General features: G+C 72.0%; 21 protein-coding genes and 1 tRNA gene. 10 read left to right on the top strand and 12 right to left on the bottom strand.

Annotated elements, in window-relative coordinates:
* Positions 1-20: 20 nt before the first annotated feature.
* Positions 21-2,414 carry a ribonucleoside-diphosphate reductase subunit alpha gene (locus tag ACFYP3_RS08520; RefSeq protein WP_388828797.1) on the top strand — a complete coding sequence of 798 codons (2,394 nt, stop codon included), beginning with the start codon at positions 21-23 and terminating at the stop codon, positions 2,412-2,414.
* The gene (locus ACFYP3_RS08515) at positions 2,414-3,430 is read left to right on the top strand and encodes a ribonucleotide-diphosphate reductase subunit beta (protein ID WP_365475033.1); all 1,017 of its coding nucleotides are present in this window, start codon (positions 2,414-2,416) and stop codon (positions 3,428-3,430) included. Before ACFYP3_RS08520 ends, ACFYP3_RS08515 begins: the two co-directional genes overlap by 1 nt.
* A 131-nt stretch (positions 3,431-3,561) precedes the next feature.
* On the opposite strand, the gene ACFYP3_RS08510 is transcribed toward ACFYP3_RS08515, so the two are convergent.
* Positions 3,562-3,786: a hypothetical protein gene (locus ACFYP3_RS08510; protein WP_388828793.1), complete on the bottom strand. Its 225-nt coding sequence runs from the start codon at positions 3,784-3,786 to the stop codon at positions 3,562-3,564.
* An 81-nt stretch (positions 3,787-3,867) separates the two neighbouring features.
* Here ACFYP3_RS08510 and ACFYP3_RS08505 point away from each other — a divergent pair, with 81 nt between their 5' ends.
* On the top strand, positions 3,868-4,833 hold the full coding sequence (locus ACFYP3_RS08505) for a helix-turn-helix domain-containing protein (RefSeq protein WP_388828790.1): 966 nt from the start codon (positions 3,868-3,870) through the stop codon (positions 4,831-4,833).
* A gap of 12 nt (positions 4,834-4,845) precedes the next feature.
* On the opposite strand, the gene def is transcribed toward ACFYP3_RS08505, so the two are convergent.
* From def to ACFYP3_RS08465, 8 genes are all read right to left on the bottom strand, one after another.
* The gene (gene def / locus ACFYP3_RS08500; RefSeq protein WP_388828787.1) at positions 4,846-5,487 is read right to left on the bottom strand and encodes a peptide deformylase; all 642 of its coding nucleotides are present in this window, start codon (positions 5,485-5,487) and stop codon (positions 4,846-4,848) included.
* Between the two features lie 82 nt (positions 5,488-5,569).
* The gene (locus tag ACFYP3_RS08495; protein ID WP_388828784.1) at positions 5,570-6,571 is read right to left on the bottom strand and encodes a tetratricopeptide repeat protein; all 1,002 of its coding nucleotides are present in this window, start codon (positions 6,569-6,571) and stop codon (positions 5,570-5,572) included.
* A gap of 120 nt (positions 6,572-6,691) precedes the next feature.
* The gene (locus ACFYP3_RS08490; protein WP_388828781.1) at positions 6,692-7,963 is read right to left on the bottom strand and encodes an HD-GYP domain-containing protein; all 1,272 of its coding nucleotides are present in this window, start codon (positions 7,961-7,963) and stop codon (positions 6,692-6,694) included.
* Positions 7,960-9,537, bottom strand: a complete 1,578-nt coding sequence (locus tag ACFYP3_RS08485; protein ID WP_388828778.1) for an HD-GYP domain-containing protein — start codon at positions 9,535-9,537, stop codon at positions 7,960-7,962. The genes ACFYP3_RS08490 and ACFYP3_RS08485 overlap by 4 nt, the downstream gene beginning before the upstream one ends.
* Before the next feature lie 190 nt (positions 9,538-9,727).
* The gene (gene rsrA / locus ACFYP3_RS08480) at positions 9,728-10,033 is read right to left on the bottom strand and encodes a mycothiol system anti-sigma-R factor (RefSeq protein WP_388828775.1); all 306 of its coding nucleotides are present in this window, start codon (positions 10,031-10,033) and stop codon (positions 9,728-9,730) included.
* Positions 10,030-10,674: a sigma-70 family RNA polymerase sigma factor gene (locus ACFYP3_RS08475; RefSeq protein ID WP_030709911.1), complete on the bottom strand. Its 645-nt coding sequence runs from the start codon at positions 10,672-10,674 to the stop codon at positions 10,030-10,032. Before ACFYP3_RS08475 ends, rsrA begins: the two co-directional genes overlap by 4 nt.
* Positions 10,675-10,963: 289 nt before the next feature.
* Positions 10,964-11,602 carry an alpha/beta family hydrolase gene (locus tag ACFYP3_RS08470; RefSeq protein WP_388828772.1) on the bottom strand — a complete coding sequence of 213 codons (639 nt, stop codon included), beginning with the start codon at positions 11,600-11,602 and terminating at the stop codon, positions 10,964-10,966.
* 88 nt (positions 11,603-11,690) lie between these two features.
* Positions 11,691-12,509, bottom strand: a complete 819-nt coding sequence (locus ACFYP3_RS08465) for an SOS response-associated peptidase (protein ID WP_388828770.1) — start codon at positions 12,507-12,509, stop codon at positions 11,691-11,693.
* Between the two features lie 53 nt (positions 12,510-12,562).
* Between ACFYP3_RS08465 and ACFYP3_RS08460 the strand changes: the two genes are divergently transcribed.
* From ACFYP3_RS08460 to ACFYP3_RS08445, 4 genes are all read left to right on the top strand, one after another.
* A complete protein-coding gene (locus ACFYP3_RS08460) occupies positions 12,563-13,276 on the top strand; it encodes a M50 family metallopeptidase (RefSeq protein WP_388828767.1) in 714 nt (237 codons plus the stop codon).
* Between the two features lie 64 nt (positions 13,277-13,340).
* Positions 13,341-14,723, top strand: a complete 1,383-nt coding sequence (aroA, locus tag ACFYP3_RS08455; RefSeq protein WP_388828764.1) for a 3-phosphoshikimate 1-carboxyvinyltransferase — start codon at positions 13,341-13,343, stop codon at positions 14,721-14,723.
* An 8-nt stretch (positions 14,724-14,731) separates the two neighbouring features.
* Positions 14,732-15,742 carry a ribosome small subunit-dependent GTPase A gene (rsgA, locus tag ACFYP3_RS08450; protein WP_388828761.1) on the top strand — a complete coding sequence of 337 codons (1,011 nt, stop codon included), beginning with the start codon at positions 14,732-14,734 and terminating at the stop codon, positions 15,740-15,742.
* A 107-nt stretch (positions 15,743-15,849) separates the two neighbouring features.
* Positions 15,850-16,173: a multidrug efflux SMR transporter gene (locus ACFYP3_RS08445; RefSeq protein ID WP_329099136.1), complete on the top strand. Its 324-nt coding sequence runs from the start codon at positions 15,850-15,852 to the stop codon at positions 16,171-16,173.
* Here the strand turns inward: ACFYP3_RS08445 and ACFYP3_RS08440 are convergent.
* Entirely contained in the window at positions 16,139-16,690 is a 552-nt protein-coding gene (locus tag ACFYP3_RS08440) for a TetR/AcrR family transcriptional regulator (RefSeq protein ID WP_388828758.1), read from the bottom strand. The two genes, ACFYP3_RS08445 and ACFYP3_RS08440, sit on opposite strands and share 35 nt — an antisense overlap.
* Before the next feature lie 123 nt (positions 16,691-16,813).
* Between ACFYP3_RS08440 and hisN the strand changes: the two genes are divergently transcribed.
* Together hisN and ACFYP3_RS08430 are read left to right on the top strand one after the other, a co-directional pair.
* On the top strand, positions 16,814-17,617 hold the full coding sequence (gene hisN / locus ACFYP3_RS08435; protein ID WP_388828755.1) for a histidinol-phosphatase: 804 nt from the start codon (positions 16,814-16,816) through the stop codon (positions 17,615-17,617).
* Between the two features lie 169 nt (positions 17,618-17,786).
* Complete coding sequence (locus ACFYP3_RS08430) at positions 17,787-18,191, top strand: cyclic nucleotide-binding/CBS domain-containing protein (RefSeq protein ID WP_388828752.1); 405 nt, start codon at positions 17,787-17,789, stop codon at positions 18,189-18,191.
* An 83-nt stretch (positions 18,192-18,274) separates the two neighbouring features.
* Here the strand turns inward: ACFYP3_RS08430 and ACFYP3_RS08425 are convergent, their stop codons facing one another.
* On the bottom strand, positions 18,275-19,744 hold the full coding sequence (locus ACFYP3_RS08425; RefSeq protein ID WP_388828749.1) for a catalase: 1,470 nt from the start codon (positions 19,742-19,744) through the stop codon (positions 18,275-18,277).
* Positions 19,745-19,874: 130 nt separating this feature from the next.
* Here ACFYP3_RS08425 and ACFYP3_RS08420 point away from each other — a divergent pair, with 130 nt between their 5' ends.
* Complete coding sequence (locus tag ACFYP3_RS08420) at positions 19,875-20,291, top strand: Fur family transcriptional regulator (protein WP_030709927.1); 417 nt, start codon at positions 19,875-19,877, stop codon at positions 20,289-20,291.
* 117 nt (positions 20,292-20,408) lie between these two features.
* On the opposite strand, the gene ACFYP3_RS08415 is transcribed toward ACFYP3_RS08420, so the two are convergent.
* Positions 20,409-20,482 (bottom strand) — tRNA-Met (locus ACFYP3_RS08415).
* Positions 20,483-20,563: the final 81 nt, after the last annotated feature.

Raw genomic sequence — 20,563 nt, 5'->3', positions numbered from 1 at the left:
AGCGAGGGAGAGCTCCCGCCGTGACCATCGCGCCTTCCGCACCGCGCGCCGAGTCCGTTTCTGGCGACAACACCGAGGGCCCGGGGGCCACGCTGCTGCGTACCCTCACCGAACTGACGGCGGACCTCCCCGACACCGACCCCGGCCGCGTCGCCGCCTCCGCGCTCCGCGGCCGCAGCGCCGCCGCCGACGACGCCGAACTGCGCGGGCTCGCCACCGAGGCCGCCGCCGGTCTGATCTCCGAGGACCCCGCGTACTCGAAGCTCGCCGCCCGACTGCTGACGCTGGCCGTGCGCGACGAGGCCGCGAGCCAGGGCTCCACCTCCTTCTCGGCGTCCGTCGAGGTCGGCCACCGCGAGGGCCTCATCGCCGACCGCACGGCCGAGTTCGTGCGGACCCACGCGAACCGCCTGGACGCACTGGTCGAGCACACCCTCGCCGAGGGGGCCGACGACCGCTTCGGCTTCTTCGGCCTGCGCACCCTGCACAGCCGCTACCTGCTGCGCCACCCGATCACCCGTCAGGTCATCGAGACCCCGCAGTACTTCATGCTCCGCGTGGCCTGTGGCCTCGCCGCGGACGAGAGCGTCCAGGCCGTCGAGGAAGTGGCCTCGCTGTACAGGCTGATGAGCCGCCTCGACTACCTGCCCTCCTCCCCCACCCTCTTCAACTCCGGCACCCGGCACCCGCAGATGTCCTCCTGCTACCTGCTGGACTCCCCGCTGGACGAGCTCGACTCGATCTACGACCGCTACCACCAGGTGGCGCGCCTGTCGAAGCACGCGGGCGGCATCGGCCTGTCGTACTCCCGCATCCGCGCCCGCGGTTCGCTGATCCGCGGCACCAACGGCCACTCCAACGGCATCGTGCCGTTCCTGAAGACCCTCGACGCCTCCGTCGCCGCCGTGAACCAGGGCGGCCGCCGCAAGGGCGCCGCCGCCGTCTACCTGGAGACCTGGCACGCGGACATCGAGGAGTTCCTGGAGCTGCGCGACAACACCGGTGAGGACCAGCGCCGCACCCACAACCTGAACCTCGCCCACTGGGTCCCGGACGAGTTCATGCGGCGCGTGAACGCGGACGCCGACTGGTCGCTGTTCTCCCCGGCCGACGTGCCCGAGCTGGTCGACCTGTGGGGCGACGAGTTCGACGCCGCCTACCGCAAGGCCGAGGCGGCGGGCCTGGCCCGCAAGACCATGCCCGCCCGCGACCTGTACGGCCGGATGATGCGCACCCTCGCGCAGACCGGCCAGGGCTGGATGACGTTCAAGGACGCCTCCAACCGCACGGCGAACCAGACCGCCGAGCCGGGCACGGTCGTGCACTCCTCCAACCTCTGCACCGAGATCATCGAGGTCACCAACGACGGCGAGACGGCCGTCTGCAACCTCGGCTCGGTCAACCTCGGCGCGTTCGTGCTGACGGAGACGGGCGAGATCGACTGGGAGCGGCTGGACGAGACCGTCCGCACCGCCGTGACCTTCCTCGACCGCGTGGTGGACATCAACTTCTACCCGACCGAGCAGGCCGGCCGCTCCAACGCCCGCTGGCGCCCGGTGGGCCTGGGCGCCATGGGCCTCCAGGACGTCTTCTTCAAGCTGAAGCTGCCCTTCGACTCCCCCGAGGCGAAGGCCCTGTCCACCAAGCTCTCCGAGCGCATCATGCTCGCGGCGTACGAGGCCTCGTGCGACCTGGCCGAGCGCAGCGGCCCGGTGCCGGCCTGGGAGCAGACCCGCACCGCGCGCGGCGTCCTGCACCCGGACCACTACGCGACCGAGCTGAACTGGCCGGAGCGCTGGGAGGCGCTGCGCGCCCGCGTCGCGAAGTCCGGCATGCGCAACTCGCTGCTCCTCGCCATCGCCCCGACGGCCACGATCGCCTCGATCGCCGGCGTGTACGAGTGCATCGAGCCGCAGGTCTCCAACCTCTTCAAGCGCGAGACGCTCAGCGGTGAGTTCCTCCAGGTGAACGGCTACCTGGTGGAGGAGCTGAAGGCGCTCGGCGTGTGGGACGCCCAGACCCGCGAGGCGCTGCGCGAGTCCTCCGGCTCGGTCCAGGGCTTCGGCTGGATCCCGGCGGAGGTCCGCGACCTGTACCGCACGGCGTGGGAGATCCCGCAGCGCGGTCTGATCGACATGGCGGCGGCCCGTACGCCGTTCCTGGACCAGTCGCAGTCGCTGAACCTGTTCCTGGAGACGCCCACCATCGGCAAGCTCAGCTCGATGTACGCGTACGCCTGGAAGCAGGGTCTGAAGACCACCTACTACCTGCGCTCGCGCCCCGCGACGAAGATCGCCCGCGCCGCGTCCGCGTCCGCCGTCCCGGCGGCCGCCACCCCGCTCCCGCAGGCCGTCGACGCGGACGCCCTGGCCTGCTCCCTTGAGAACCCCGAGTCCTGCGAGGCCTGCCAGTAATGAGCTCCAACGACAACAAGAACCTGCTGGACCCGGGCTTCGAGCTCACGCTCCGTCCGATGCGCTACCCGGACTTCTACGAGCGCTACCGGGACGCGATCAAGAACACGTGGACGGTGGAGGAGGTCGACCTCCACTCGGACGTCGCGGACCTCGCGAAGCTGACGCCGGCCGAGCAGCACATGATCGGCCGTCTGGTCGCGTTCTTCGCGACGGGCGACTCGATCGTCTCGAACAACCTGGTGCTGACGCTCTACAAGCACATCAACTCCCCGGAGGCGCGCCTGTACCTGTCGCGCCAGCTGTTCGAGGAGGCCGTGCACGTCCAGTTCTACCTGACGCTGCTCGACACCTACCTGCCCGACCCGGACGACCGGGCGGCCGCGTTCGACGCGGTCGAGGAGATCCCCTCCATCCGCGAGAAGGCGCAGTTCTGCTTCAAGTGGATGGACTCCGTCGAGAAGATCGACCGGCTGGAGACGCAGGCCGACCGCCGCCGCTTCCTGCTGAACCTGATCTGCTTCGCCGCGTGCATCGAGGGCCTGTTCTTCTACGGCGCCTTCGCGTACGTGTACTGGTTCCGCTCGCGCGGCCTGCTGCACGGCCTGGCCACCGGCACCAACTGGGTGTTCCGTGACGAGACCATGCACATGAACTTCGCGTTCGAGGTCGTGGACACGGTCCGCAAGGAGGAGCCGGAGCTCTTCGACGACGCGCTCCAGCAGCAGGTCACCGACATGCTGAAGGAGGCCGTGGAGGCGGAGCTGCAGTTCGGCCGCGACCTGTGCGGCGACGGCCTGCCGGGCATGAACACCGAGTCGATGCGCGAGTACCTGGAGTGCGTCGCGGACCAGCGTCTGGTCCGTCTCGGCTTCGCGCCGGTGTACGGCTCGCAGAACCCGTTCTCCTTCATGGAGCTGCAGGGTGTCCAGGAGCTGACGAACTTCTTCGAGCGCCGTCCGTCGGCCTACCAGGTCGCGGTCGAGGGCACGGTCGACCTGGACGAGGACTTCTAGGCGTCCTGCGGCCCCTCGGGTCGGAACGCGGTGAACGCCGCGAAGCCGGGATGCGGTTCACCACCGCGTCCCGGCTTCTCGCGTTTCCGGCGCCCGATCGTCCGGCTTCCCGTGTGCACGCCCGCCCCCGCTCAGTGGGCGACGGGGCCCCAGTGCATCCCGGTGTGCCGGGCGCGGGACCGGCGGACGGTCGGCGGCATGCCGCCCGCCTTCTGGCGGGGCAGCCACACGAGGCGGGTCTCGACGGCCCGCAGCTGGCGGTCGGTCCGCCGGTCGCGCAGGAGCCCGTACAGGCTGGGGGCGAGCACCAGGGCGGCGACGGCGAGGACGGTGAGGTAGCTCAGGAACGTGTTCATGTCTCCACTTTCCTCCCGCTGGGAAAACTCGCACAGTGGCAGGACTGTCATGGAAGAACGAATTACTGCCACACTGGAGGCATGCTGACCAACGTGGCCGTGGCCCTCCTCGACGAGATCGCCCCCTTCGAGTTCGGGATCTTCTGCGAAGTCTTCGGAACCGACCGCAGCGACCACGGGCTGCCGGTGTACGACTTCGCCGTCTGCGCGGCGGAGGAAGGCCCCCTGACCATGTCCGGCACCGGTGTCACGGTCTCCCCCGAACACGGGCCGGAGCGGCTGGAGAGCGCCGACCTGATCTGCGTGCCCGCCTTCCGGGACGCGGGCACCCGCGTGTACCCGCAGGCCCTCATGGAGGCGCTGCGCAGCGCGGTGGACCGGGGAGCGCGGGTGCTCAGCGTGTGCAGCGGCGCGTACGTGCTCGGGGCGGCGGGGCTGCTGGACGGCCGGCACTGCACCACGCACTGGATGCACGCCGCGACGCTGGCCCGGCGCTTCCCGCGGGCCCTGGTCGACCCGGACGTGCTCTACGTCGACGCGGGCCCGGTGATCACGGCCGCCGGCACCGCCTCCGGCATCGACGCCTGCCTGCACCTCGTCCGCCAGGAGCACGGGGCCGAGGTGGCCAACACCATCGCGCGGCGGATGGTCGTACCGCCCCACCGGGACGGCGGGCAGGCCCAGTACATCGAGCGGCCGCTGCCGCGCACCTCCTGCGACACCGTGGGCGAGGTGGTCGAGTGGATGGCCCGCCACCTGGACGAGGAGATCACCGTCGAGCAGCTCGCGGAGCGCGCGCACATGTCACCGCGCACCTTCGCCCGCCGCTTCCTCCAGGAGACCGGCACCACCCCGTACAAGTGGGTGCTGCGCCAGCGCGTCCTGCTCGCGCAGGAGCTGCTGGAGGCCACCGACGCGACGGTGGACGCGATCGCCGGCCGCTGCGGCTTCGGCAACGCGGCCGCGCTGCGCCACCACTTCCTGCGGACCCTGGGCACCACGCCGAATTCCTTCCGGCGTGCGTTCCGGGGCCCGCAGGCGGCCTGACAGGCGAGAGGGCTACGCGTTCGGGACGGTCTCGTAGCGCGGGGTGCCCTCTTCCATCTGCCGCAGGGCGTCCTTGCGGTCCCGCTTCGAGAGGCGGTCGATGTAGAGGTAGCCGTACAGGTGGTCGGTCTCGTGCTGGAGGCAGCGGGCGAAGTAGCCGGTGCCGCGCACCTTGATCGGGTTGCCCTGGGCGTCCTGGCCCTCGACCTCGGCGCAGTCCGGGCGGGCCAGCGAGGCGTAGGCGGTGGGGACCGACAGGCAGCCCTCGTTCGAGTCGTCCAGCACCCGGCTGTCCGCGGGCAGCTCGACGAGCTTCGGGTTGACCACGACACCGGTGTGCCGCACACCGTCGTCGTCCGGGCAGTCGTAGACGAAGACCTTGGCGTCCACGCCGATCTGGTTCGCGGCCAGGCCCACGCCCTCGGCGGCCTTCTGGCTGGCGAACATGTCGTCGATCAGCTGCGCCAGCTCCTCGCCGAACTCGGTGACGTCCTTGCACTCGCGGTGCAGGACCGGGTTGCCGACGACGGTGATCGGGCGGGCGGTGCCGCGCTCACGGTGGGCGAGCTCGCGCTCGGCACAGTCCTCCGTGTCCACGACGTACCCGTCGTTCACGACCTCGACGCCGACTACCTCGTTCTCCTGCTGCGACATGTCCGCCGTACGCCTTCCGTAAGTCCAAGTCACCGGTGGTCGCCAATGGCCACCGATGTGCCCGTACAGCCTACGGCCCTGCTCAGCAGACTTCTTCGAGATCCCGCCACTCGCGGGTGCCCGGGCTGTCCGCGACCCAGCCGTCGAGCAGTCCGCGCACCAGCCCGGCCGGCGCCGCGATCCCGCACTCGCGCTCGGGCACCCACAGGGAGCCGGAGCCGGCCGTGCGGTGCCCCAGCGGCCCGGGGTGCCCCGGCTCGCTGTGGTCGTGCGGGTCCAGGTGCTCGCCGTCGCCCTCGTCGCTGGGCATCTCGCTCTCCGAACAGGTCCGGCACAGCAGCCGCACCGACGAGGACCAGTCCTCGGCGGCGAAGCCCGCGTCCGAGGCCAGCTCCTCCAGCGCGTCACGGTCCGCCTCGGTGGCCGCCTCCAGCAGCACCACCCAGGTCGGCACCGGCGACGGCGCCCACAGCTCGATCTCGTCGAAGACGGGGTACGAGGGACCGGCCGCCGTGACGCGCTCGCCGTGCGGGACCCCGTCGTGGAGCACGACCTCGCCCCAGCGCCGCCCCGAGGAGGGCAGCGGGATCGACAGGACCTCCAGCCGTGCCGGGTCCAGCCGGCGGCCCCAGACCACCTCGGCCTCCCCCTCCGGCGAGAGCCGTACGGCCGCGCTGCCCAGCTCCATGCCGACCGGTTCGCCGCTGCCCTTGGCGCCCGCGCCGTGCGCGTCGCCGGGCACCTTCAGCCCGTACGCCTGCCAGGCCCGCCGGGCCAGCGGCCAGTCCTGGAGCGCGGTCGCGGCGATGCCGACGTTCCACCAGTCCGGGGCGCCGGTCTCCCGGTCCAGCAGCGCCACGGCGCGCAGTCCCGCGGCCCGCGCCTGCTCCCAGTCGTGCCGGAACTTGTGCAGCAGGGCCAGATTGAACCAGGACTCGGACAGCCAGGGTTCCAGGTCCGCCGCTCTGGTCAGGAGCGCGCCCGCGTCCTCGTACCGCCCGTCGCCGATCAGCGTGAACGCGCGGTCGGTGGCCTGCCGCCACGAGGCGGAGGGCCGATGCCGTACCTTCCCGAAGATCCTCACGATTCCCGCCTGCCTGGGGGCACCCTCCCGGCGGTAGCCGGGGGACAACGGTGCAGCCTTGCGGACACTCTTACTGGCATCCAACCATGCCCACTCGGACGGCCGCTCATTACCCATGGGTTACCCAGGTCGGACGGGAACAACTCTGTCACGTCCTCCCCTGGCCAGAACCCTCGCCAGACACTCCACGACCTCCGGCTGGTAATCGTGCCCGGTGCCCAGCCGGAGCCGTTCCAGGGCGGCCAGTGAGCCGCCCGGGTGACGCCTCCCGCCGACGGAGCCGGTGAGGTCCTCGTACGCGTTCACCGTCCGCACGATGCGGGCCAGGACGGGCTGCTCCCGGTACGGGTCCGCCTGCCGCTCCACCACCACGGCGACCTCCGCCGGCACCCCGGTCTGCCGGGCCACCTCCCCGCCCAGCCCGGCGATCCGGCGGGCCTCGGCGGCCAGCAGCCCGGCGGTGGCCCCGTCCGGCACCGGGTCGACGAGGGACAGCTGGCCGATGTCGTGCATCAGGGCGGCGTACTCCAGCACCCCGAGCTCCCGCTCCGACAGGCCCAGCTCCCGGCCCACGGCACAGCTCAGGGCGGCGACCCGGCGGGAGTGGCCCGGCCGGGTGTAGCCGGCGATCTCGGTGGCGCGGGCCAGGGAGCCGATGGTCTGGCGGTAGGTGGTGCGGATCGCGGTGATCCGGTGGAAGGACAGCTGGGTCAGCAGCAGGGGCACGCTGAAGACGGGTATGGCCCACAGCCCCGCCACGGCCGCGCCGAGCGCCATCACGACCCCGGTGGCACAGATCGCCGCGCCGATGCCGAGCTGGGCGCGCAGCTCGTCGCGCAGCAGGGGACCGTACGGCCAGCCGGTGCGGGCCCCGGCCAGCGCCGCGGCGAGCACGGCGTCGCAGAGGGCGGTGAGGCCGAGCAGGCAGAGCAGGAAGAGGACGAGCCCCGGGCCCTGACCGACCCGCTCCGCCAGCCGGCCGGAGTTGTAGAGCGGCTGGAAACACGCGGCGGCGAAGGCGACGGTGAGCACGCGGCGGGACAGGTGGTCGAGGGCCGGGCCGCAGCCGCGGGCGATGTGCGGGACGATCCCGGCGAGGGCCGCCGCGAAGACGACGGCGACGATCTGGAGCACCCCGTGCCGGGTGGGCTGGCCGGCGTTCTCGCCGAGCAGGGCGTAGGCGAGGGCGCCGGCGGAGCCGAGCGGCGCGGGCAGGCGGTCGACGGAGCCTTCCTGCCGGTCCCGGCGGGCGAGCTCGCCGACGGCGATCAGCGCGCCGAAGGCGAGGGCGGTGCCGGGCTCGACGACACCGTTCCACAGGGTGTGCGCGAGGGCGACGGCGGTGAGCACGGCCGCGGCGCCCCGCACCGGCCACACGGCCGCGGTCCTCATCCGCCCGCCCCGGCGCCGTCCGCGTCGCGTCCGGGCCCGCCGCCGGGGGGAGCGCTCCCGGGGCGGTCGGCCCGGCCGGGCGCCCCGTCCTGGTCCGCGGGCGGCACGCGCAGCGCCGTCCTCGCGGGGGATCCGGCCGCGCGGGCGCTCCCGGAGGCCCCGTCGGGCCCGTCGGCCGGGCCGGAGCCCTGCGCCGGCAGACCCGGCAGGGCCGGCGGCCCCGCGGCCCCGGCGGGAGCGCCGGCGCTGATCACCTGGAGGTCCTCGTCGGAGGTGACCACCGGGTGCCAGCCGTGCCGGCCGATGGCGCCCGTCAGGGCCCGCACCATCGCCGGGTCGAACTGGGCGCCCGCGCACCGGTCCAGCTCGGCCAGGGCCACCGGCACCGGCCGGGCCCGGCTGTAGGAGCGGGTGGAGGTCATCGCGTCGAAGGCGTCGGCCACCGCCACCACGCGGGCCAGTACCGGGATCTGCTCGCCGGCCAGCCCGTACGGGTAGCCGGAGCCGTCGATCCGCTCGTGGTGGTGCAGGATCGCGGACCGGGCCTCGCCGAGGAAGCCGATGCCGCGGACCATCTCGTGCCCGTACTCGGGGTGCAGCTCGATGATCCGGCGTTCCTCCGGGGTGAGCGGCCCGTCCTTGCGCAGCAGCCGGGTGGGGACGCCCAGTTTGCCGACGTCGTGGAGGATCCCGGCGATCCGCACGACTTCCATCCGGTCGTCGGCCATGCCCAGCTCGCGGGCGATCATCGCGGAGGCCTGGCCGACCCGCTCGCTGTGCCCGCGCGTGTAGCGGTCCTTGATGTCGACGGCCTGGACGAGGGCGCGGATGGTGGCCCGGTGGGCGGAGCGCTCGCGGTGGTACTGCGCGAAGACCCAGCAGGAGATGTACATCGGCAGCAGGACGAGGAGGGCGGCCGGGATCCCGTACGGGCTGCGCCACATGACGGCCATCATCAGTCCGGCGAGGCCGTGGACGCAGTGCGGGGCGAGGGAGAGGGCGAGCGGTCCGCGCCAGGCGGTGGCGGCGGGCCGGCGTTCGGCGGTGGCCAGGACGCCGCCGTCGAGGGCGGTGAGCACCAGGCAGAAGACGACGGCCGCGGCGGCCGCCGGGACCATCGCGTAGGGGAAGTCGGCCACCCACCCGGGAGGCCCGGACCCGGCGGAAGGCCCCGCGCCGAGGGAGTCCGGACCGCGCAGCAGCCCGTACGCCCGGCCGGCGGCCCAGGCGGCCACGGCCTGCTGCGCGCCGTGCCACGTCCGGCGCACCAGGACGGGCCGCTCGGCCACGGTCCCCGCGCATCCGCCGGGCAGCGCGACGAGCGCGGCGGCGGCGGGCGGCAGCAGGAAGACGGCGGCGAGCACCACGGGGAAGAAGGAGCCGATGCCCTCGGGCACCCGGCCGCCCGGCAGCGGGCAGGTCTTGACGAGTTCGCAGCCGAGGTAGAGCACGGCGAGGAGGGCGACGGCCGCCCAGGGCGTGGCGGAATCCGTGAGGGCCGGGGTGACGCACGCCGCGGCCGCGAGGACGACGCACAGGATGTACGCGCGCGCCGCCGGCGGAAGTATCCGCATGGCGTCTCCTCCCCTGTGCCGTTCCGGCCGGGTACCGATGGGGACCGGTACCGAATGGGGAGAATAAGTGGGGGCCCGAGCGACGTGGGCCACATTTTCGTATTGCGCCATGCGGACGCCCCCGGATTAGCACATTCGGGTGAACGAAGTGCCCTTCCGGGGGCGGCTGTTCAATGCACTGCCGAGGCGGTCAGCCGGAGGTCGGATGGTCGGCGGTGACGTCGTGATCGGGCACCGCCTGCCCCGAGCGGATCAGCTCGATCCGTCCCATGACCTTCGACCGCAGGTCGGTCGGCACGTCGTCCGACCCGCAGCAGCGCTTCACCAGCTTCTTCACGGCCTGCTCCAGGCCGTACTTCTCCAAACAGGGATTGCACTCGCCGAAGTGGGCCTCGAACTTCGTGCAGTCACTGTCGGGCATTTCCTGATCAAGGAACTCGTACAAGTGGTCCAGGACCTCAGAGCACTCTGTCTCGTGCGGCTCTCCGCAACTCATGAGCCCGAGCCTTTCCGGTCGTTCGACTCTCCCGCGCCCGCGGGAACCAGCCCGCGCTCACGGGCATAGTCCTCCAGCATTCCGCGGAGTTGACGGCGGCCACGGTGCAGTCGCGACATGACCGTACCGATGGGTGTACCCATGATGTCCGCGATCTCCTTGTACGCAAAGCCCTCTACGTCGGCAAGGTAGACCGCGATGCGGAACTCCTCGGGAATGGCCTGCAGGGCTTCCTTCACGTCCGAGTCGGGCAGGTGGTCGAGCGCCTGCGACTCGGCGGAGCGCAGTCCGGTCGACATGTGCGACTCGGCGCGCGCCAGCTGCCAGTCCTCGATCTCCTCCGCGGCGCTGCGCTGGGGCTCGCGCTGCTTCTTGCGGTAGGAGTTGATGAACGTGTTGGTCAGGATGCGGTACAGCCACGCCTTCAGGTTGGTGCCCTCGCGGAACTGGTGGAAGGACGCGTATGCCTTCGCGTACGTCTCCTGGACCAGGTCCTCAGCGTCGGCCGGGTTGCGCGTCATGCGCAGCGCGGCCGAGTACATCTGGTCGAGGTAGCCGAGGGCGTCCCGCTCGAAGCGCGCGTTGCGCTCCGGGGTCGTCTCCTCCGCGTGGCCTTCGTCGGTCCCAGCGACAGGACCCACCTCCTCCGACTGCGTGGCGGCTCCGAAAGCGGACCCGCTCGAATCGGAGAATAGTCGACCATCCCGGCCCTCCGCCGCCCGAGGCGCACTGCGCTTGGGAGCAGGAAGAACCGTCCAGTCCAGGTCAGCGGCCTGCCGACGGTTCTGACTGATGACCTGGGTCATGCGCTCCCTCTCCTCCGACAAGTTCCCGTACGTACCGACATCCGGGACAACAGAAGGGCCGGGCGGCGCATTCCCGGGGTACCGGACGGGTTTTCGGCCTTCCGCTCCCGCGGCCCGCTCCGGCCTAGGCCGGGAGCGCCGACAGCCAGCGCGCGACCGCCCCGGTGATCTTCGCGAGGGCCTCGTCCTGGGTCAGGTCCGCCTTCTTCGGCACGGCGAAACCGTGATCGCCGTACGGGATCTCCACCAGCTCGTGGTCCCCCGCGGGGAACTCCTCGGGGCGCCCGAAGGGGTCCCGGCCGCCCTGGACCACCAGGGTCGGCCGGCCGGCCCCGGTGAGCTCCTCGGCGCGGGACTTCTCCGGCCGGCCCGGCGGGTGCAGCGGGAACGCCAGCGCCAGCACCCCGGCGGCGCCCAGCTCGGCGGCGGTCCGGCAGGCCACCCGGGCTCCGGCGCTGCGCCCGCCCGCGACCACCGGCAGCCCGGGCTTCGCGAGGGCGGGCCACAGCGCGCGCCATCCCTCGTCCAGCACCCCGGGTGCGGCGGCGACCTTCTTCCCGGCGACCCGCCAGGGCTGTTCGACCAGCGCGACCGTGATCCCGCGGGCGGGCAGGGCGGCGGCCAGGGCCTGGAGGTCGCGGGCCTCGATGCCACCGCCGGCGCCGTGGCCGACGGCGAGCACGAGCCTCGCCGCGCGGGCGGGGTGCCAGGTGATGCGGGCCTCGCCCGCCGGGGTGTCGACGCTCTCGGTACGCGTGGTCATGCACCCCATCCTGCCCGGGCCGGTCCCAGGTCGTCTCTTTCGGATCGTGCCGGGCGGCGCGGGCGAGGCAAGATCCGGAAGAGACGGCCTAGAAGAGGGTTGCCTCTTCCGGGGCGGCCAGCTCTTCGAGCAGCTCCGGCCCGTTGTTGCGGACGTTGCTGACGGCGGTGGACACCGGGTAGGCCCGCATCAGACCGCCGGGCGGCGGCGCCAGCAGCTCCCGCAGGGAGCCCTCGGTGTCGGTGTTCGCGGGGTCCAGCCAGGCGTCCCAGCGGTCCGGGGTGAGCATCAGCGGCATCCGCGGGTGGATCTCGGAGAGCGAGCGCGGCCCGTCGGCCGGGGCCACGCCCAGGGGGGTGGTCTCGGCTTCGGTGGTGATCACCGAGCAGGTGACCCACCAGGCGAGCGGGTGCGCGTCGGGCAGGGTCCGGTCGCGCCAGAACTCGTATATCCCGGCCATGGCGAAGACGGAGCCGTCGGAGGGGAGCACGAAGTAGGGCTGTTTGCGGGCCCGCTTCTTCTTCCCCTCCACCTCCAGCTGCCGCTCGTCGTGGGCGGTGACCCACTCGTAGTACCCGTCGGCGGGGACGATGCAGCGGCGCTGCGCGAAGGCGCGCCGGAAGGACGGCTTCTCGTGCAGGGTCTCGGAGCGGGCGTTGATCATCCGGGCGGCGCCGTCGGGGTTCTGCGCCCAGGAGGGCACCAGGCCCCATTTCAGGGTGCGCAGCTGGCGAACCGGACGCGGGTGCGAAGCGTCCTTCAGGGGGCGGTCGAGGACGACGTGGACCTCTTTCGTCGGGGCCACGTTCCAGTCGGGGGCCAGGACCTCCTCCGGCTCCCACTTCTCGATGCCGAAGGCCTCCACGAGGTCCTCGGGCCCACGACCCGCCGCATACCGTCCGCACATGGCTGCCACACTGCCATGTCACCCCGACACCACCGCAAGGAGTCCGCCACCTCATGGACAGCAGCACGACGGCCGGCCTGTGGGACCGGCTCACGGGCATACAGACCCCGCCCGACCGGTGGCTGGTGATCGTGACCGGCCTGGTCGCGCTGGCCGCCGTCGGTCCCCGCCCGCTCTGGCGGCTCTCGCGCAACGCCATCACCATCGCGCACGAGGGCGGCCACGGCCTGCTGGCGCTGGTGACCGGGCGGCGCCTGAGCGGGATACGCCTGCACTCCGACACGAGCGGGGTCACCGTCAGCCGGGGCAGGCCGACCGGGCTCGGGATGATCCTGACGGCCGCCGGCGGGTACACGGCGCCCTCGCTGCTCGGGCTCGGCGGGGCGGCGCTGCTGTCCGCGCACCGGATCACGCTGCTGCTGTGGGCGGCCACCGTCCTGCTGGTGGCGATGCTGGTGATGATCCGGAACGCGTACGGGGCGCTGACCGTGGTGGTGACCGGCGGGGCCTTCCTGCTGGTGTCGTGGCTGACGCCGGCCGAGGTGCAGGCCGGCTTCGCCTACCTGGTGGTGTGGTTCCTGCTGCTCGGCGGGGTGCGTCCGGTCTTCGAGCTGGGGGCCAAGCGCAGGAACGGCGGAGCCCCGGATTCCGATGCCGATCAGCTGGGCCGGCTCACCCACCTGCATCCGGTGGTGTGGCTGTTGTTCTTCCACGTCGTCGCCCTGTGCTCGCTGATCGGCGGCGGCCGGTGGCTGCTCGCCCTGTGACCACCCCCTGAGACCGGACGGCGATCAAGATCTGGTGCCGGAGGAAGCCACTAAAGTGGGGGCCATGACCGAGACCCCCGCGCTCCCTGCCCTCTGGCCCGCTCCGCTCGCCGATGGGACCGTCCACGCCACCGTCACGGTGCCGGGGTCCAAATCGGTCACCAACCGAGCCCTCGTGCTCGCCGCGCTCGCCGCCGAACCGGGCTGGGTCCGCCGCCCGCTGCGCTCGCGCGACTCCCAGCTGATGTCCGACGCCCTGCGCGCGCTGGGCGTCGGCATCGAGGAGACGGTCTCCTCCAGCTCCGCCGGTTCCACCAACGGCGCAGTGGGCGGCGAGGCCTGGCGGATCATCCCGGCGGCCCTGCACGGGCCGACGACCGTGGACGTCGGCAACGCCGGCACCGTCATGCGCTTCCTGCCGCCGGTCGCCACCCTCGCCGACGGGGACATCCGCTTCGACGGCGACCCGCGCTCCTACGAGCGCCCGCTCGGCCAGGTCATCAGCGCCCTGCGCACGCTCGGCGCCCGGATCGACGACGACGGCCGGGGCGCGCTGCCCATGACCGTCCAGGGCGGCGGGGCGCTGGAGGGCGGCACGGTCGAGATCGACGCCAGCAACTCCTCGCAGTTCGTCTCGGCGCTGCTGCTCTCAGCCCCGCGCTTCAACCAGGGCGTCGAGGTCCGGCACGTGGGCGCCACCCTGCCGTCGATGCCGCACATCCGGATGACCGTGGAGATGCTGCGCGCGGCGGGCGCCCAGGTCGACACCCCCGAGGCCGGCGGCGAGAAGAACGTGTGGCGGGTCTCCCCCGGCGCGCTGCTCGGCCGCGACATGGTCGTGGAGCCGGACCTGTCCAACGCCCAGCCGTTCCTGGCCGCGGCCCTGATCACCGGCGGCACCGTCACCGTCCCGGACTGGCCGCGTCGCACCACCCAGCCCGGTGACGCGCTGCGCCGGATCTTCACCGAGATGGGCGGCTCCTGCGAGCTGACCGACGCGGGCCTGGTCTTCACCGGCACCGGCAAGATCCACGGCATCGACGTGGACCTGAGCGAGGTCGGCGAGCTCACCCCCGGCATCGCGGCGGTGGCGGCCCTGGCCGACTCCGAGTCGGTGCTGCGCGGGGTCGCGCACCTGCGGCTGCACGAGACGGACCGGCTGGCGGCGCTGACCAAGGAGATCAACGCGCTCGGCGGCGACGTCACCGAGACCGCGGACGGCCTGCGCATCCGGCCGCGCCGGATGCACGGCGGCGTGTTCCACACGTACGACGACCACCGGATGGCCACCGCGGGCGCGGTGATCGGCCTGGCGGTGGAGGGCGTGCAGATCGAGAACGTGGCGACGACCGCGAAGACCCTGCCGGACTTCCCGAAGATGTGGACGGACATGCTCGCCGGGGACGCCGGTGGTTCCGGGGCGCCCGGAGCGGGTGCGGGAGCGTAGGGCCCGTCATGCGCAGGTACGGCAAGCACACCGACGAGGACGACATCCGCCAGCGCCCCAACCCCAAGGGCAACCGGCCGCGGACGAGCATCCGGCCCAAGCACGAGGACGCGGCCGAGGGCTTCGTCCTGACGGTCGACCGCGGTCGGCTGACCTGTCTGGTCGAGGGCCGCTCGGTGCACGCGATGAAGGCGCGCGAGCTCGGCCGCAAGGCCGCGGTGGTCGGGGACCGGGTCTGGATCGTCGGTGACCTGTCCGGCAAGAAGGACACCCTGGCCCGCATCGTGCGGATCGAGGAGCGCAAGTCCGTCCTGCGGCGCACCGCCGACGACGACGACCCGTACGAGCGGGTGGTCGTCGCCAACGCCGACCAGCTGGCCATCGTCACGGCCCTGGCCGATCCGGAGCCGCGGCCCCGGATGATCGACCGCTGCCTGGTCGCGGCGTACGACGCCGGGCTGGAGCCGCTGCTGGTGCTCACGAAGTCCGATCTGACCTCCGCGGACAAGATCCTGGAGATCTACTCGACCTTCGGCCTGAACTACGTGGTCACCAACCGCGAGGAGCTCGCGACGGGCGATGCCGCGGACCGGGTGCGCGAGCGGCTGGCCGGCCGGATCACCGCTTTCGTCGGCCATTCGGGCGTCGGCAAGACCACCCTGGTGAACTCGCTGGTGGCCAAGGACCGTCAGCGTGCCACCGGGCACGTCAACGCGGTCACCGGCCGCGGCCGGCACACCACCACCTCGGCGCTGGCGCTGCCGCTGCCCTCGGGCGACGGCTGGGTCATCGACACCCCGGGCGTGCGCTCCTTCGGCCTGCACCACGTGGACCCGTCCCGGGTGATCCTGGCCTTCCCGGACCTGGTCCCCGGGACCGAGGAGTGCCCGCGCGCGTGCAGCCACGACGAGCCGGACTGCGCGCTCGACGAATGGGTGGAGGACGGCCACGCGGACCCGGCGCGGCTGTATTCGCTGCGGCGGCTGCTTCAGACGCGGGAGCGCCGCGAAGGCGACTGACGGCGACGGTCCGGCGGGGCGTGCCGGGTTTGTCCGGGGCCCCGTCTGGATAAATGCATAATCCCACCAAGTGACGTGATGTCATGTGACGCGGGGAGGCATTCGACATGGCGTGGCTGCTGGTCGTGGTCGCGGGACTCCTGGAGACCGGTTTCGCGGTCTGCCTCAAGCTCTCCCACGGCTTCACCCGGCTGTGGCCGACCATCGCCTTCGCGTGCTTCGCGCTCGGCAGCTTCGGTCTGCTGACGCTGGCCCTCAAGAAGCTGGACGTGGGACCGGCGTACGCGGTGTGGACGGGCATCGGCGCGGCCGGGACCGCGATCTACGGCATGGTCTTCCTCGGGGACCTGGTCTCCACCCTCAAGCTCGTCTCGATCTCGCTGGTCATCCTGGGCGTCATCGGGCTCCAGCTGTCCGGGTCGGCGCACTGAGCTGCCGCAGCAGCCCGAGCAGTTCGGCCGCCCCCGGCTCCTCCCCCGGCGCGATGACGTAGGAGAGGGCGAGGCGCACGGCGAGTTCGCACCGCTGCGGTCCCTCCCCCGGCGTGAGCGCGGCGGCCGCCCGGTCGCGGACGGTCCGGGCCAGCTCGCCGGGCCCGGGCGCCCGGCGTCCCGCGGCCGGCAGGCCCGCGTCCCAGCTGCCGGTGAGCAGGGCCCGTACGAGGGGTTGGGCGCGGGCCGCCCGTACGGTCCACTCGGCGACGGCGGCGAGCCGTTCGGCGGCCTGGGCCGGGGCGGACAGGGCCCGGTCCACGCCGTCGAGGTAGCGGTCGGCCTCGCGCCGGACCAGGGCGCGGCCCAGGCCCGCCTTGCCGCCGAACTCGTTGTAGAGGGTCTGCCGGGACACCCCGGCGGCCGCGGCCACGTCGACCATCCGCACGGCGGGCCAGGGGCGCGCCGAGAGCGCCGCTCCCGCCGCTTCCAGTAAGGACTCCCGGGCTGCCGGCATCGTCGCCTCCCCGATCGGCTCTCCGGCAAGATTTGACGGGTCGACAGATCCTGTCAAGGGCGCGTCGGGGCCGCACTGTGGACGTCGTTCGCCCGGGTCCGGGAGTCTCGATACTGTTCGGGCATGTCCGAGTATGACGATGACCTGCGCCTTGCCCTCGAACTCGCCGACGCGGCGGACGCCGCCACGATGCAGCGGTTCCGCGCCCTCGACCTGAAGGTCGAGACGAAGCCGGACATGACCCCGGTGAGCGAGGCCGACCAGGCCGCCGAGGAGATCGTCCGGGCCGGCATCGCGGCCGCGCGGCCCGGCGACGCGATCCTGGGCGAGGAGTACGGCCTGCAGGGCAGCGGCCCGCGCCGCTGGGTCGTGGACCCGATCGACGGCACGAAGAACTACGTGCGCGGCGTGCCCGTCTGGGCGACGCTGATCTCCCTGATGGCCGAGGGCGCCGACGGCGTCTTCCGGCCGGTGGTCGGCGTGGTGTCCGCGCCGGCGCTGGGCCGCCGCTGGTGGGCGGCCGAGGGCCAGGGGGCGTACGCGGGCGGCGCGCTCGGCGAGACCGGTGCGATCGGCGTGTCGAAGGTGGCCGGGCTGGGTGACGCATCGTTCGCGTATTCCTCGCTGAGCGGGTGGGAGGAGCAGGGCCGGCTCGCCGGGTTCCTGGACCTGACGCGGGCGTGCTGGCGCACCCGCGGCTACGGCGACTTCTGGCCGTACATGATGGTCGCGGAGGGCTCGCTGGACCTGTGCGCCGAGCCCGAGTTGAACCTCTGGGACATGGCGGCCATCGCGGTCGTGGTCCAGGAGGCGGGCGGCCGCTTCACCAGCCTGGACGGGGTGGAGGGCGTGCACGGCGGGAACGCCGCGGCCTCGAACGGCCTGCTGCACGAGGAGATGCTCGGCCTGTTGCGCCCGCGCGCCTGAGGCCGGGGCGCGCTGCTCGCGCTCCCTCGCGCGCCTTCTTGTCGGCCCTCCGCGTCCGTGGGAATCTGGGACTCCCCACGCTTGTGCGCTTGTGAAGCCTTTCTCTCAAGGCGGCTTCACGGGCGCACCCACCCAAGCGGGGGGCTCACCCCAGGAGGTGGCTCTCTTCATGCTCGTCCGTGACGCAATGAGCACCGTGATCCTCACCCTCGGACCCGCGCACACCCTCCGGCAGGCGGCCTGCCTGATGTCCGGCCGGCGCGTCGGCGCAGCCGTCGTCCTCGACCCCGAACACAGCGGAATCGGCATCCTGACCGAGCGCGACATCCTCAACTCGATCGGCGCGGGTCACGATCCCGACCGGGAGTCCGTGGGTGCGCACACCACCAACAACGTCGTCTTCTGCACTCCGGACGCCACCGTGCAGGAGGCCGCCGAGGCGATGGCGCACGGCGGCTTCCGGCACCTGATCGTGCTGGAGAACGGCGGCCCGGTGGGCATCGTGTCCGTACGGGACGTCATCCGCTGCTGGGCTCCGGCGCGGCGCACGGTCCCCGTACAGGTCCCCGTGTAGGCACGTCACAACGAACGACGCCGGGCCGCGGCCCTCCGAAGAGGGGCGCGGCCCGGCGTCCTGCTACGACAAGCGGTCCCGGATCAAGCGCGGAGGGCCTGGACCGCGGCTTCGAGCCGCTTGCCGAAGTCGCCGTCCGCCTGGCGGAAGTTGTTGATCGCGCGCTCGACGATGTCGTCGCGGGAGACCTTGGCGATGAAGCCGGACAGGTTCTCGATCAGGCGGGCCTTCTCGTCCTCCGAGTACAGGCGGTAGAGGTTGCCCGCCTGGACGAAGTCGTTGTCCTCGCGGTGGACGGCGGCCGGGTGGTTGCCCGTGCCACCGGTGAGCGAAACGGGCTGCCACAGCGGGCGGTCCGTCTGGTGCGGGCCGCCGAAGGAGTTCGGCTCGTAGTTCTTCGCACCCTTGTGGCGGCCGTCGTACAGGTGGCCGTCGCGGGAGTTGGTGCGCGCCTCGGTGGCGTGCGGGCGGTTCACCGGCAGGTGGTCGGCGTTGATGCCGACGCGGTAGCGGTGGGCGTCGCCGTAGCCGAAGAGGCGGCCCTGGAGCATCTTGTCCGGGGAGGGACCGATACCGGGGACGAAGTGCGCCGGGGAGAAGATCGACTGCTCGACCTCGGCGAAGACGTTCTCCGGGTTGCGGTTGAGCTCCAGCTTGCCGATCTCGATCGGCGGGTAGTCCTCGTGCGGCCACACCTTGGTGAGGTCGAACGGGTTGAAGCGGTAGGTCGCCGCTTCGGCCGCCGGCATGACCTGGACCTGCACGGTCCAGCTCGGGAAGTCGCCGCGCTCGATGGCCTCGCGCAGGTCCCGCTGGTGCGAGTCGGGGTCCTCACCGGCGAGCTTGTTGGCCTCGGCCTGGGTGAGGTTCATGATGCCCTGGTCGGTCTTGAAGTGGTACTTGACCCAGAAGACCTCGCCGGCCTCGTTGTTCCACTGGAACGTGTGCGAGCCGTAGCCGTTCATGTGGCGGTAGGACGCCGGGATGCCGCGGTCGCCGAACAGCCAGGTCACCTGGTGGGTCGACTCGGGCGACAGACCCCAGAAGTCCCAGACGTTGTCCGCCTCCTGCGAGCCCGTGTACGGGTCGCGCTTCTGGGTGTGGATGAAGTCGGGGAACTTGATGGCGTCCTTGATGAAGAACACCGGGGTGTTGTTGCCGACGAGGTCGTAGTTGCCCTCTTCGGTGTAGAACTTCAGCGCCCATCCGCGGGGGTCGCGCACCGCGTCCGCGCTGCCGAGGTTGCCCGCGACGGTGGAGAAGCGCAGGAAGGTCTCGGTCTCCTTGCCGACCTCGGACAGGAATGTGGCACGGGTCCACTGGGAGACGTCGCGGGTCAGCGTGAAGGTGCCGTAGGCACCGGCGCCGCGGGCGTGCACCACGCGCTCCGGGATGCGCTCGCGGTTGAAGTGCGCGAGCTTCTCCAGCAGCAGCTGGTCCTGGACCAGGACGGGGCCTCCGACGCCGGCGGTCTCGCTGTTCTGGTTGTCGGCGACCGGAGCCCCGGCCTCCGTGGTGAGCGGTCCCTGCGTCACGTGCGCCTCCTGCGTCATTCCTGCGTGTCCTGTCCTTGGCCTGTGCCGTACCCGATCCTACGATGGACTTTGTCTAAGTCAAGTAAGAATCCAAGTCCGCACTGGTTCGGGAGTTACACCGGATCCCCTCGCTGTTAGGCTGATGTCCATGAGTGACCTGCTGGAACGACTCCGCGGACGCGGCTGGCGCATGACGGCGCAGCGGCGTGTCGTGGCCGAGGTGCTCGACGGTGACCACGTGCACCTGACGGCCGACGAGGTGCACGCGCGCGCTGTGGCCAAACTCCCCGAGATCTCCCGGGCGACCGTCTACAACACGCTGGGCGAGCTCGTCACCCTCGGCGAGGTCCTGGAGGTCTCCACGGACCGGCGCGCCAAGCGGTACGACCCGAACGCGCACAAGCCCCACCAGCATCTGGTCTGCGCCCAGTGCGGCGCGATCCGCGACGTCCACCCGGCGGGCAACCCGCTGGCCGACCTGCCGGACACCGAGCGCTTCGGCTTCGTCGTGTCCGCGGTCGAGGTCACCTACCGCGGGGTCTGCCCGAACTGCGCCGCCGCCTGACTCGGAACACGAGAAGGGCCCGGACCCCCCACGGGGTCCGGGCCCTTCTGCTTTCCGATTCGCCACCGGAAACGACTCAGGGCCCGGATCCATTGGATCCGGGCCCTGGGCCTTCAGTAGCGGGGACAGGATTTGAACCTGCGACCTCTGGGTTATGAGCCCAGCGAGCTACCGAGCTGCTCCACCCCGCGTCGGTAAACACGACTGTACGTGAAGCCTTCCGACAGATGCAAATCGCTTAACTTCCGGCCCCGGTTCCCGGCCGTGGCCGC

This window comes from Streptomyces sp. NPDC005533 (assembly GCF_042871845.1).
Taxonomy (GTDB): domain Bacteria; phylum Actinomycetota; class Actinomycetes; order Streptomycetales; family Streptomycetaceae; genus Streptomyces.
This window is presented reverse-complemented; position numbering and strand designations above follow the sequence as displayed.

Bases quoted from the DNA above. Each gene is read 5' to 3' on its own strand.
- ACFYP3_RS08460 (WP_388828767.1), top strand. From the start codon at position 12,563: ATGGACAGCAGCACGACGGCCGGCCTGTGGGACCGGCTCACGGGCATA.
- ACFYP3_RS08440 (WP_388828758.1), bottom strand. From the start codon at position 16,690: ATGCCGGCAGCCCGGGAGTCCTTACTGGAAGCGGCGGGAGCGGCGCTC.
- aroA (WP_388828764.1), top strand. From the start codon at position 13,341: ATGACCGAGACCCCCGCGCTCCCTGCCCTCTGGCCCGCTCCGCTCGCC.
- ACFYP3_RS08515 (WP_365475033.1), top strand. From the start codon at position 2,414: ATGAGCTCCAACGACAACAAGAACCTGCTGGACCCGGGCTTCGAGCTC.
- ACFYP3_RS08420 (WP_030709927.1), top strand. From the start codon at position 19,875: ATGAGTGACCTGCTGGAACGACTCCGCGGACGCGGCTGGCGCATGACG.
- rsrA (WP_388828775.1), bottom strand. From the start codon at position 10,033: ATGAGTTGCGGAGAGCCGCACGAGACAGAGTGCTCTGAGGTCCTGGAC.
- rsgA (WP_388828761.1), top strand. From the start codon at position 14,732: ATGCGCAGGTACGGCAAGCACACCGACGAGGACGACATCCGCCAGCGC.
- def (WP_388828787.1), bottom strand. From the start codon at position 5,487: ATGTCGCAGCAGGAGAACGAGGTAGTCGGCGTCGAGGTCGTGAACGAC.
- ACFYP3_RS08485 (WP_388828778.1), bottom strand. From the start codon at position 9,537: ATGCGGATACTTCCGCCGGCGGCGCGCGCGTACATCCTGTGCGTCGTC.
- ACFYP3_RS08425 (WP_388828749.1), bottom strand. From the start codon at position 19,744: ATGACGCAGGAGGCGCACGTGACGCAGGGACCGCTCACCACGGAGGCC.
- ACFYP3_RS08510 (WP_388828793.1), bottom strand. From the start codon at position 3,786: ATGAACACGTTCCTGAGCTACCTCACCGTCCTCGCCGTCGCCGCCCTG.
- ACFYP3_RS08490 (WP_388828781.1), bottom strand. From the start codon at position 7,963: ATGAGGACCGCGGCCGTGTGGCCGGTGCGGGGCGCCGCGGCCGTGCTC.
- ACFYP3_RS08445 (WP_329099136.1), top strand. From the start codon at position 15,850: ATGGCGTGGCTGCTGGTCGTGGTCGCGGGACTCCTGGAGACCGGTTTC.
- hisN (WP_388828755.1), top strand. From the start codon at position 16,814: ATGTCCGAGTATGACGATGACCTGCGCCTTGCCCTCGAACTCGCCGAC.
- ACFYP3_RS08505 (WP_388828790.1), top strand. From the start codon at position 3,868: ATGCTGACCAACGTGGCCGTGGCCCTCCTCGACGAGATCGCCCCCTTC.
- ACFYP3_RS08465 (WP_388828770.1), bottom strand. From the start codon at position 12,509: ATGTGCGGACGGTATGCGGCGGGTCGTGGGCCCGAGGACCTCGTGGAG.
- ACFYP3_RS08470 (WP_388828772.1), bottom strand. From the start codon at position 11,602: ATGACCACGCGTACCGAGAGCGTCGACACCCCGGCGGGCGAGGCCCGC.
- ACFYP3_RS08430 (WP_388828752.1), top strand. From the start codon at position 17,787: ATGCTCGTCCGTGACGCAATGAGCACCGTGATCCTCACCCTCGGACCC.